Below are 11,760 nucleotides of genomic sequence, written 5' to 3' on the forward strand. Positions count from 1 at the left end.
GTCAGTGGAGGCGCATTATAGGCAAATATTTTAGACTGACAAGCGCTAATTCAAATAAATCTTTCGAGTGATTACTTTCCAGGCAATACGCTTTAAAAAAAGCCAAAACCACAGATTACGCGTACAAAAAACGGGCGTAACGCCCGTTTTTAATAAATATGCCTTTACTGGTGGGCAGTAATGACATCGTCTTTTACGTCCATCTCTATCACTTTGCCCGGGACCAGCTCACCAGAAAGAATCTGCTGTGCCAGTGGGTTTTCTATCTGCTGCTGGATAGCGCGTTTCAGTGGACGCGCACCGTAAACCGGGTCATAACCGTTTTCGCCCAACAGTTTGATCGCCGCATCAGAGATATGCAGCTGATAGCCTCGGTCTTCCAGACGTTTGTACAGCCGCTGCAGTTGAATCTGTGCAATAGACGCAATGTGTTTCTCACCCAGCGGATGGAACACCACTACCTCGTCAATACGGTTCACGAACTCTGGACGGAAATGTTGACCCACTACGCCCATCACCAGATTTTTCATCTCGGGATAATTCAGATTGCCGAAACGTTCCTGAATTAAATCTGAGCCCAGGTTAGAGGTCATGATCACGACCGTATTGCGGAAATCAACGGTGCGCCCTTGTCCGTCCGTCAACCGGCCATCATCCAGAACCTGCAGCAAAATATTGAAGACATCGGGATGCGCCTTCTCGATTTCATCTAACAGGATCACAGAATAAGGACGACGGCGAACCGCTTCAGTCAGATAGCCGCCCTCTTCATAGCCGACATAACCCGGAGGTGCGCCCACCAGCCGCGACACAGAATGTTTTTCCATAAATTCTGACATGTCGATACGAACCATCGCATCGTCACTGTCGAACAGGAAGTTAGCCAGTGATTTACACAGTTCCGTTTTACCCACACCTGTTGGGCCCAGGAACAGGAACGATCCGACAGGACGATTAGGATCGGCCAGACCTGCGCGGCTACGGCGAATGGCATTGGAAACCGCTTCAACCGCTTCATCCTGTCCGATGACTCGTGAATGCAGTTCCTGCTCCATACGCAGAAGTTTGTCGCGCTCCCCTTCCATCATGCGGGCGACCGGAATACCGGTCCAGCGCGCCAGAACATCGGCAATCTCAACGTCCGTTACGCGGTTACGCAGCAGCTTCATCGTCTTGCCTTCAGACTGTGTAGCGGAAGCCAGCTGTTTCTCCAGCGCCGGGATCTTGCCGTACTGCAGTTCAGACATCTGTGCCAGATCGCCTGAGCGACGTGCCTGCTCAAGGGTAAGGCGCGCCTGCTCCAGCTCCGCTTTGATATTCTGCGTGCCGGTCAACGAGGCCTTTTCCGCTTTCCACTCTTCTTCCAGCTCGGCATATTCACGCTCTTTCTGGTTTAGCTCGGCTTCCAGCATATCCAGACGTTTGACGCTGGCATCATCAGATTCTTTCTTTAACGCCTGCTGTTCCAGCTTCAGCTGAATAATACGGCGCTCCAGACGATCCAGCGCTTCCGGCTTGGAGTCAATCTGCATACGGATACTGGATGCCGCCTCATCAATCAGGTCAATCGCCTTATCTGGCAACTGGCGATCGGCTATGTAGCGATGAGAAAGCGTTGCTGCCGCGACGATAGCCGGGTCAGTAATCTGCACATGGTGGTGCAACTCATAACGCTCTTTCAAACCCCGCAAAATCGCGATGGTATCTTCAACGCTGGGCTCTGCCACAAACACTTTCTGGAAACGGCGCTCCAGCGCTGCGTCTTTCTCGATATACTGGCGATATTCGTCCAGCGTGGTAGCGCCGACACAGTGTAACTCGCCGCGCGCCAGCGCAGGCTTCAGCATATTGCCGGCGTCCATTGCCCCATCTGCTTTACCCGCGCCCACCATAGTATGCAGCTCATCAATAAACAGAATGACGTTGCCTTCCTGCTTAGACAGGTCGCTGAGCACGCCTTTCAGACGCTCTTCGAATTCACCACGGTATTTAGCCCCTGCCACCAGCGCGCCCATATCCAGTGCCAGCACACGGCGGCCTTTCAGCCCTTCCGGCACTTCACCATTGATAATGCGCTGCGCAAGCCCTTCGACGATGGCGGTTTTACCTACGCCGGGCTCACCAATCAACACGGGGTTGTTTTTAGTACGACGTTGCAGTACCTGGATGGTACGGCGAATCTCTTCATCACGCCCAATCACCGGATCGAGCTTGCCTTTCTCGGCGCGCTCGGTGAGATCGATCGTATATTTCTTTAAAGCCTGACGCTGATCTTCAGCACCCTGATCGTTCACGTTGTCGCCTCCACGAAGTTGTTCAATCGCTTTGGTGAGCTTTTCGTTGGTGACGCCTGCGGATTTCAATATGTCCGCCAGCGAGCCACGTGAATCCAGGGCTGCCAAAACAAATAATTCTGATGAGATAAAGTTGTCGTTGCGCTTCTGTGCCAGCTTATCGCACAGGTTAAGCACTCGGATCAGGTCGGATGATGGCTGCACATCTCCGCCGCTGCCTTCTACCTGCGGCAAACGGTCAATAGCCTGATCAATTTGCGTACGTAACGATGCTACGTCAGTACCGGCTGAGGACAACAGGGGCGCAACGGAACTCCCTTCCTGCTTGAGCAACGCGCTCATCAGGTGCAAGGGTTCAATAAACTGGTTATCGTGTCCTAAAGCCAAAGACTGCGCGTCGGACAGAGCGAGTTGAAATTTATTAGTAAGACGATCCAGACGCATAATTCCTCCCATTACAGGTCAAATGCTACTGGAGATTAAAATGAGGTCATTCCTCAAATATTCAAGGTTAATGACCTGAAAAAGGACTAAAAAACGCGCTGTCTGGATCGTCTTACGGGCTAAGACTATAACAGCCAAATTAAAGTTGCCATACGGCCGGTGATGCCATCCCGACGATAGGAGAAAAAATCGTCCTGCTCGCTAAAGGTACAACGTGAATCCGCACTCACTGATTTCACGCCTGCAGCATGGAGCCGCTGACGGGCCAGTAGCCAGATATCCGCGTAGAATTTTTCCCCCGCCGGACGAAAAGCGGCAGCTGCCTCAGGATCGTGATTCATAAACGCGCGACGCACTTCTGCACCGACTTCGAACGCATCAGGACCAATGGCCGGCCCGAGCCAGGCGTGAATATTGCCGGGCGCAGCCTGAAACTGTGCCAGGGTATTTTCCAGTACGCCGCCACACAGCCCGCGCCATCCTGCATGAGCCGCAGCAACTTCACGGCCGTCATCCGAACAAAACAGCACAGGCAGGCAGTCAGCCGTCATGATTGCACATACCACGCCCGTTTCCCGCGTAATACAAGCATCTGCCTGTCGCGGCGCGGTTCCCCCTGCGCTCAGGCAGGCAACGTCGGTTGAATGAACCTGCTCCAGCCACTGCGGCATCGCGGGCAACGCCGCAAGCGCTATCAGCCGCTCACGGTTGGCTGCCACATGATGCAGCTTGTCACCGACATGGCTGCCGAGATTAAGCGAACGCCAGTTCCCCTCGCTCACGCCGCCCTGCCGTAACGTTGAGACGGCACGCACCCGATCGGGTGCCGGCCATTGTGGAATAATCAGGCTCATAGCCAGTCCAGCTGATCCTTGAACATCTCTGTATCCGCTTTCAGCGCATCAATCAGATCAATCATGTCCTGAGGTATCGCGGCATGGAATTCCATCTCAATCCCAGAGATAGGATGGTAAAGCCGGAGCATCGTCGCATGCAGCGCCTGGCGATCAAATCCGCGCAGCGTGGTAATAAAGTCTTCCGATGCGCCTTTTGGCGGACGCGGACGGCCACCGTAAAGCGGGTCGCCCACCAGAGGGTGATTAATATGCGACATATGCACACGGATCTGGTGCGTACGGCCGGTTTCCAGGCGCAGACGCAACCGCGTATGAGCACGGAAATGCTCCATGATGCGATAGTGAGTGACAGCCGGTTTCCCCATGGGATGCACGGACATATGCGTACGTTTAGTCGAGTGACGGCTAATCGGTTCATCGACCGTGCCGCCAGCAGTCATCGTACCGATGGCGACCGCTTCATATTCACGTGTAATTTCACGGCGCTGAAGGGCGTCGACAAGGTGCGTTTGTGCCGGGACGGTTTTCGCCACGACCATCAGCCCGGTTGTATCTTTGTCCAGGCGATGAACGATGCCCGCGCGCGGCACATCGGCAATGGCGGGATAGTGATGCAGCAGCGCATTGAGTACGGTGCCATCAGGATTGCCCGCGCCCGGATGCACCACAAAGTCACGTGGTTTATTGATGACAATGATATCTTCATCTTCGTAGACGATATCCAGCGGGATATTTTGGGGTTCCCAGCGCTGCTCTTCTTCGATCTCAGCATCGATGGTCACGCGCTCGCCGCCGAGCACTTTTTCTTTCGGCTTATCAGTCACAGTGCCGTTGACACTGACGCGCTGGTTAAGGATCCACTCTTTTATGCGGGAACGTGAATAATCAGGGAACAATTCCGCCAAAGTTTGATCTAAACGTTGTCCGAGTTGTGATTCGGATACCGTTGCGGTGAGTTGAACTTGTTGTGCCATATACAGCTTCTTCGTTAACGTTGGGTTTTACGGCGATGCCGTTTAATATAATGTGCTATCGTACCTGGTCATTACCGGGAGCTATACGGACAGCTTCCGCCATAACATTTTGAGGATAATCACTTCGTCATGACGCGTATGAAATATCTGGTGGCTGCAGCCACACTGAGCCTGGCACTTGTTGGTTGTTCCGGCTCAAATGACGCGGTACCGGACAACCCGCCTTCTGAAATCTATGCTACAGCGCAACAAAAGCTGCAGGACGGTAACTTTAAAGCGGCGATTAAGCAACTGGAAGCGCTGGATAATCGTTACCCATTCGGTCCCTATTCGCAGCAGGTTCAGTTGGATTTGATCTACGCGTACTATAAAAATGCCGATCTGCCGATGGCGCAGGCTGCCATCAGCCGCTTTATGCGTTTAAATCCTACGCATCCTAATATCGATTACGTCATCTATATGAAAGGGCTGACGGATATGGCGCTGGATGATTCGGCATTGCAGGGCTTTTTCGGCATCGACCGTTCCGATCGCGATCCTACCCATGCTCGTGATGCATTCCGCGACTTTGCACAGCTGCTGCGCAGCTATCCAAACAGCCAATATGCAGCCGATGCCTATAAACGTCAGGTCTATCTGAAAGACCGTTTGTCAAAATATGAGCTTTCAGTGGCGCAATTCTATACCAAGCGTGGGGCCTATGTCGCGGTTGTTAACCGTGTTGAAGGGATGATGCGCGATTATCCGGACACGCAGGCGACGCACGATGCGTTACCGCTGATGGAAAACGCCTATCGCCAGTTGCAACTGAACGCCGAGGCGGATAAAGTCGCAAAAATTATCGCAGCAAACAACGACTGAGACGCTCGCGCGTTGAGCCACAAAAAAAGCAGCCCTGGAGGCTGCTTTTTTATGTGCATAAAACAGGCAAAATGTTGATTTACCTGTTGAGCTAACTTATCAAGAATGCCTTGATAAGGCGTTAGCTTCAAGGCTTTTCGGCCACATTCTCGCCCTTTCTCACAATTTGCTGTAGTTGACAAAAAGTGACATTTTTTTGTGATCAAAATCACACATCTACAGAGATATCGCGCTATGCTGGATCCATTCAGACGGCAATCACAGAGAGGTAAGCATAATGATCGTGAATATTACCAGTAAGCAAATGGAAATTACTCCAGCCATCCGTGAACACGTCGAAGACCGTCTCGCCAAGCTAGAAAAGTGGCAAACCGACCTGATTAACCCGCATATCGTTCTGTCGAAAGAATCCAAAGAGTTTGTGGCAGACGCCACGATTAATACGCCAAACGGTACACTGGTCGCCAGTGCCAAACATGACGATATGTACACTGCTATCAACGACCTGATAGGAAAACTCGAGCGCCAACTTAATAAAGTGCAGCACAAATCTGAAGCGCGCCGCGCGGCCACCAGCGTTAAAGACTTTACCCCCGCCGCCGAAGAGTAAGTTTTGTCCTCACCTTCCTGACGCGCCTACGGGCGCGTTTTTTGTTGACAGCTTTTCATCTGTGCGGTTACTCTCAGAACAGCTTATTTTTGGAACCTGTCATGAAAACACTGTCGTTTTTCTTCGCTTTCTTTTTTACCTTCCCCTGACTGGGAGGCCATTCGTCGTGTAAAAAGAAAGCGAAGACGAACAACAAAGCCTCCCAACCGGGAGGCTTTTTTATTGGATAGCTTACAGGTGAGCCTTATGACCCCGGACAATCCGCTTCTGGCACTGCGTGATAAAATCAGCGCCGTTGATGAAAAACTACTGACGTTACTCGCTGAACGGCGTTTGCTGGCCGTGGAGGTTGCAAAGGCGAAGCTGGCAACGCACCGCCCTGTCCGCGACGTCGAACGTGAACGCGCACTGATTGAGCACCTCATCGTACTGGGTAAAAAACATCAGTTGGATGCGCACTACATTACCCGCCTGTTTCAGTTAGTGATTGAAGATTCGGTTCTGACTCAGCAGGCCTTGCTGCAAAAAAACCTCAACCATACGCATGCTCATGCGGCCCGCATCGCCTTCTTGGGCCCGAAAGGCTCTTACTCTCATCTGGCTGCCCGTCAGTATGCCGCGCGTCATTTCAGTAACATGGTTGAATGCGGTTGCCTGAAATTTCATGACATTATCAAACAGGTGGAGAATAACGCGGCGGATTACGCCGTCTTACCGATCGAGAATACCAGCTCCGGTTCAATCAACGATGTGTACGACCTGCTGCAACAGACCAACCTCTCTATCGTAGGGGAACTGACGCTTCCGATTGAGCACTGCATGTTGGTCAGTAGCCAGAGCGACCTGGAACAGATTGAAACGGTCTACAGCCATCCGCAGCCTTTTCAGCAGACCAGCCACTTCATTAACCGCTTCCCGCACTGGAAGATTGTCTACACCGAAAGCACCGCCGCTGCCATGGAAAAAGTGGCCGCGCTCAACTCACCTAAGGTCGCGGCGATCGGTAGCGAAGCCGGTGGCGAACTGTATCAGTTACAGGTGCTGGAGCGTAATCTGGCCAACCAACAGCAGAATCACACACGCTTTATTGTCCTGGCCCGTAAGCCCATCGAAGTATCCGATCAGATTTCGGCGAAAACGACGCTGATCATGGCAACCGGCCAGCAGGCGGGTGCACTGGTTGACGCACTGTTGGTCTTGCGCCAGCACAACCTGATTATGAGCAAACTGGAATCCCGGCCTATCAACGGTAACCCGTGGGAAGAGATGTTTTATCTGGATGTGCAGGGCAATCTGCAGTCTGAAAAGATGCAGCAGGCATTAGAAGAGCTGAGGGCAATGACGCGTTCGTTAAAAGTACTTGGCTGTTACCCCAGCGAAAATATCATTCCTGTTGAACCCGACAAGTAATCAGTAAAAAGGCATCCAACTGGATGCCTTTTTAGCTTATGGCCGGCTGTCGTTCGCCGAGCGCAGCAGGCTTCGGCTCTCAACCAAAAAGCGTTTGGCGTGATCGCCAAACCACTCTTCTACCCGGTTGAAGCTGGCAATAAAGGCGTTTTTATCACCTTGTTCCAGTAGGGCAATGGCTTCACCAAAGCGCTGATAATAACGTTTGATAAGGTTCAGGTTATTTTCAGATGACATAATGATATCCGCATACAGTTGCGGATCCTGTGCAAACAGGCGCCCCACCATTGCCAGCTCAAGCCGGTAAATGGGCGAGGACAAAGCCAGGAGCTGATCAAGATTGACATTCTCTTCAGCGAGGTGAAGGCCATAAGCAAAAGTCGCGAAATGGCGCAGCGCCTGGATAAATGCCATGTTCTGGTCGTGTTCTTCTGCCCCAATGCGATGCAGGCGCGCTCCCCAGACCTGTATCTGCTCCAGAAACCACTGATAGGCTTCCGGCTGCCGCCCATCGCACCAGACCACAACCTGCTTGGCAAGACTGCCGCTGTCCGGCCCGAACATAGGATGCAGACCGAGTACCGGTCCCTGATGCGCCGCCAGCATCGCCTGTAGGGGGCGATTCTTGACGGACGCCAGATCCACCAGAATACAGTCATCCGGCAGCGCAGGGAGTTGTTGAATCACCTGCTCGGTCAGATGGATAGGCACGCTGATGATCACCATACCGGCATCGCTGAACAGCGTTTCCGCCCGATCCCAGTCATCTTTATCCAGCGTTTTTACCTGGTAGCCCGACAGCGTCAGCATTTTATTAAACAGGCGTCCCATCTGGCCATTACCGCCGACGATCACCACCGGACGTAACTCGGGACGCAGGGTTTTAAACCCTTTATCATTTTCGCTGGTATAGGATTCTCGCATGACGCGGCGCAATACGTCTTCAATCAGATCGCCAGGCACGCCCAGCGCTTCTGCCTCTTTGCGACGGGACGCCAGCATAGAAGCTTCCCGCTCCGGAACATAGATTGGCAAACCATGGCGGCTTTTAACTTCGCCGACTTCCGCTACCAGTTCCAGACGTTTTGCCAGTAGATCCAGCAGTGCTTTATCTACCGTATCAATTTGTTCGCGTAATGCCGTTAATTCAGCCACCATTGCCCACTACACCTCGTGTGAAAGACGCGCCGACAGAACCTCGTTTAGCTCATCATGCATTTCGCGCAGTAACGCCTCGGTGACGTTCCAGTTGATGCAGGCATCGGTAACAGAGACGCCGTATTTCATCTCACTGCGCGGCTGCTCGGAAGACTGATTGCCTTCACTAATGTGGCTTTCCAGCATCAGGCCAATAATCGAACGGTTGCCTTTCTTGATCTGATCGATGGCCGACTGCGCGACGCCAGGCTGACGGCGGTAGTCTTTATCAGAGTTACCGTGGCTGCAATCTATCATTAAGGCCGGGCGGAGTCCCGCTTTAAGCATGGCCGTTTCACATTGTGCCACGTCTTCCGGACTGTAGTTTGGTGCTTTGCCGCCGCGTAAAATAACGTGCCCGTCAGGATTTCCCTGTGTTTGCAACAGGCAAACCTGGCCTGACTGATTGATACCCACAAACCGATGAGGCATTGCCGCCGCGCGCATGGCATTTATCGCCGTCCCCAGGCTGCCGTCGGTACCGTTTTTAAAGCCCACCGGCATTGACAGGCCTGAAGCCATTTCACGGTGGGTTTGTGATTCCGTCGTGCGTGCGCCAATCGCCGACCAGCTAAAAAGATCGCCCAAATATTGCGGGCTGTTTGGATCCAGCGCTTCCGTCGCTAACGGCAAGCCCATATCGACAAGATTCACCAGCAACTCACGGGCAATGTGCAAACCCGCTTCCATATCAAATGAGTTATCCATGTAAGGATCGTTAATTAACCCCTTCCAGCCAACGGTCGTGCGGGGTTTCTCAAAGTAGACGCGCATAACAAGGTACAGTCGATCTTTCACCTGCTCAGAGAGGCTTTGCAGACGACGCGCATAATCCAGAGCCGCTTCTGTATCGTGAATTGAGCATGGGCCACAAACCACTAACAGGCGGGAATCACGGCCTGCAATGATATCCGCAATCGTCTGGCGCGAGGCGGCGATTTGCGCCTGCTGCGCATTGCTCAACGGGAATTTCGTTTTAAGCTCTTCGGGAGTAATCAACACCTGCTCATTGGCGATATGAACATTGTTTAACGCGTCTTTTTGCATCGTCCTGTCCTTTACACTCATTTATGCGGTCACGGGATCCTCATGGAGGAGAGATGAAACTGTATCATAATGAGTACACTCGACAATCCCTTATGTACACTTTATTTACCATCAAAAATAAATCACCTGAAAATACCAATAAAATATATTTAATATCAATGAATTAAAAAAATAAAAACACAATCAGTCAGGCTGTCATTGTGTAAACATAAATATACATAGCATCTGTTCCACCACCGAAATCCCCCTGTTAATATTGATACGTTAACTGACAAGGACGAAAACATGACCCAGACCACCGCAGCCATTCGCCTGCGTCCTTTTGATCTAAGCGATATTGAGGCCTTCACCGTAGCCGTTAATGACTCTTTGGATACGTTATTGCCCTGGATGAGTTGGGCGCATCCGGATTATCAGCCGGATGAAGCCGAAAGCTGGATTCGCTTTACACACTTACAACGCGCACTTAAAGAAGCAGAAGAATTTGCCATCGTGGATGCCCAGAACCGCCTGTTAGGTGGTGCAGGCTTTCGCTTTGCTAAAAAACCGGGAGAGTTTTGCGCTTTGGGGTACTGGGTTCGCAGTGACGCGCAATGTCAGGGTGTTGCCACGCAAGCGGTAAAGCTGTTACTGGAATTTGGCTTTGCGCGCCCGGATGTACAGACAATAGAACTGCTGGCGGTTGAGAATAACTTCGCCAGCAGACGTGTAGCGGAAAAGAGTGGCGGGCGCTTTATCGATTACCGTTATGGTTTAATTGTACTAGACAGCGGGCCGGTCAACGCGGCGATCTATCATTTCCAGCGCCCCTCATGAAAAGGCATGAGATCGTACTCAGCGGTCGTAGGCCTCAACATAAGCGACAAGCCAGCTGTTAACGTCTATGGTTTTCCCGGTATTACGCAGAATGATAATGCCGGATTCGATCCGTACCAGTTCGAATGCGCGCATCTCTCTGTGGAAATGACAATAGCCTTTGATAAACATCCCATCGCAGGACTCCACATCCACGCGCCGGTAAGCCACCTTACCCTCGTAGTCAAAATAGCTGAACCCGATCTCTTTTAGACTCAGCCAGGGCATATCAACCTCGACCAGGGGCACATGCGCCGTCACCGCCGTGGACGTTTTGTTCTTACGTGCCAGTTCCTTTTTGTGTTCGCGGCCTGCCCAAACAAGGATCACGTTAGCCGCCACAAAGATAAGGGCCGGACCATACAACCCCAGCGCAAGAAAAAGGGGAAACAACACGAATCCCATGCTTACCCAGACTGCGGTCAGGCAGCGGCAAAGCCACTTATGCTTGTTGCCTTCCAGTGCATATCGGGCTGAATAGAATGAGGCGAGCGAAAATATAAAGCCGGAAACTAAAAAAACGACGTCTTTCAAAACCTGTCCTTAGGGCAATGAGATTGAATAAGAGAATAATCGGTTGTGTCCGATGACGAGCAGATTGCGTTACGCAGCATCCCGGTGGTTGGCATGCTCAGCATCGCAAAGATACCTGTTCTGTTCCGACAGGTTTTCCTTTATGTGAGACAGCGCTTTGGTCTGGCACACTTTGCCTGCAGATGACGGCAAACATTCGGCGTAGGCATTTTGTAGGCACTGGCATAAAAAAGGGGCTGGCACATTGCCAACCCCTTGTTTGCTATTAACTTTTAGATGTCGCGTTAGCGATACCTTAGTTAAGACGCTCTTTGATACGAGCAGACTTACCAGTACGCTCACGCAGGTAGTACAGTTTGGCTTTACGCACAGCGCCACGACGTTTAACAGCGATGCTGTCAATTACCGGAGAGTGAGTCTGGAAGACACGCTCAACGCCTTCGCCGTTAGAAATTTTGCGAACAGTGAATGCAGAGTGCAGACCGCGGTTACGAATAGCGATAACCACGCCCTCGAATGCCTGCAGACGTTTTTTAGAACCTTCAACGACCCATACTTTCACTTCCACGGTATCACCCGGACGGAAGGAAGGTACGTCCTGTTTCATCTGCTCTTGTTCAATTTGCTTAATAATGTTGCTCATAATTAAATCTCTTATCCTGGGTAAACTGATAGTC

At 51.8% G+C, this 11,760-nt stretch carries 12 protein-coding genes and 1 other annotated feature; of the genes, 5 read left to right on the forward strand and 7 right to left on the reverse strand.

From position 1 onward, the window contains the following. Positions 1-164: 164 nt before the first annotated feature. The 3 genes from clpB to rluD all read right to left on the reverse strand — a co-directional run bounded on the left by clpB (position 165) and on the right by rluD (position 4,569). Positions 165-2,738, reverse strand: coding sequence for an ATP-dependent chaperone ClpB (clpB, locus tag EL29_RS13485; RefSeq protein ID WP_022623083.1), 2,574 nt, complete (start codon positions 2,736-2,738; stop codon positions 165-167). 125 nt (positions 2,739-2,863) lie between these two features. Next, positions 2,864-3,592, reverse strand: a complete 729-nt coding sequence (gene yfiH, locus EL29_RS13490) for a purine nucleoside phosphorylase YfiH (protein ID WP_028715714.1) — start codon at positions 3,590-3,592, stop codon at positions 2,864-2,866. Further along, a complete protein-coding gene (gene rluD, locus EL29_RS13495; protein ID WP_013026884.1) occupies positions 3,589-4,569 on the reverse strand; it encodes a 23S rRNA pseudouridine(1911/1915/1917) synthase RluD in 981 nt (326 codons plus the stop codon). The genes yfiH and rluD overlap by 4 nt, the downstream gene beginning before the upstream one ends. Before the next feature lie 129 nt (positions 4,570-4,698). On the opposite strand from rluD, the gene bamD reads away from it, so the two are divergent. The 4 genes from bamD (at position 4,699) to pheA (ending at position 7,450) form a co-directional block, all read left to right on the forward strand. Then, positions 4,699-5,430 (forward strand): outer membrane protein assembly factor BamD, encoded by a 732-nt coding sequence (gene bamD / locus EL29_RS13500; protein ID WP_013026885.1) that lies wholly within the window; start codon positions 4,699-4,701, stop codon positions 5,428-5,430. 277 nt (positions 5,431-5,707) lie between these two features. Continuing rightward, positions 5,708-6,040, forward strand: a complete 333-nt coding sequence (gene raiA / locus EL29_RS13505) for a ribosome-associated translation inhibitor RaiA (RefSeq protein ID WP_013026886.1) — start codon at positions 5,708-5,710, stop codon at positions 6,038-6,040. Between the two features lie 100 nt (positions 6,041-6,140). Beyond that, positions 6,141-6,264, forward strand: a sequence feature (Phe leader region). Next, positions 6,142-6,189, forward strand: coding sequence for a hypothetical protein (locus EL29_RS22985; RefSeq protein WP_193372328.1), 48 nt, complete (start codon positions 6,142-6,144; stop codon positions 6,187-6,189). (Overlaps the previous feature by 48 nt.) Before the next feature lie 22 nt (positions 6,265-6,286). Then, on the forward strand, positions 6,287-7,450 hold the full coding sequence (pheA, locus tag EL29_RS13510; protein ID WP_014594412.1) for a bifunctional chorismate mutase/prephenate dehydratase: 1,164 nt from the start codon (positions 6,287-6,289) through the stop codon (positions 7,448-7,450). Positions 7,451-7,486: 36 nt separating this feature from the next. Here the strand turns inward: pheA and tyrA are convergent, their stop codons facing one another. After that, positions 7,487-8,608 (reverse strand): bifunctional chorismate mutase/prephenate dehydrogenase, encoded by a 1,122-nt coding sequence (gene tyrA, locus EL29_RS13515; protein WP_014594413.1) that lies wholly within the window; start codon positions 8,606-8,608, stop codon positions 7,487-7,489. Positions 8,609-8,614: 6 nt separating this feature from the next. Continuing rightward, positions 8,615-9,694, reverse strand: a complete 1,080-nt coding sequence (locus EL29_RS13520) for a 3-deoxy-7-phosphoheptulonate synthase (RefSeq protein ID WP_014605181.1) — start codon at positions 9,692-9,694, stop codon at positions 8,615-8,617. A 285-nt stretch (positions 9,695-9,979) separates the two neighbouring features. On the opposite strand from EL29_RS13520, the gene EL29_RS13525 reads away from it, so the two are divergent. Next, complete coding sequence (locus EL29_RS13525) at positions 9,980-10,510, forward strand: GNAT family N-acetyltransferase (RefSeq protein WP_014594414.1); 531 nt, start codon at positions 9,980-9,982, stop codon at positions 10,508-10,510. A gap of 18 nt (positions 10,511-10,528) precedes the next feature. On the opposite strand, the gene EL29_RS13530 is transcribed toward EL29_RS13525, so the two are convergent. Further along, positions 10,529-11,083 carry a hypothetical protein gene (locus EL29_RS13530; RefSeq protein WP_019104712.1) on the reverse strand — a complete coding sequence of 185 codons (555 nt, stop codon included), beginning with the start codon at positions 11,081-11,083 and terminating at the stop codon, positions 10,529-10,531. Positions 11,084-11,378: 295 nt separating this feature from the next. Then, a complete protein-coding gene (gene rplS / locus EL29_RS13535) occupies positions 11,379-11,726 on the reverse strand; it encodes a 50S ribosomal protein L19 (RefSeq protein WP_013026892.1) in 348 nt (115 codons plus the stop codon). Positions 11,727-11,760 lie beyond the last annotated feature (34 nt).

Source organism: Pantoea ananatis LMG 2665 (assembly GCF_000710035.2).
Taxonomy (GTDB): Bacteria; Pseudomonadota; Gammaproteobacteria; order Enterobacterales; family Enterobacteriaceae; genus Pantoea; species Pantoea ananatis.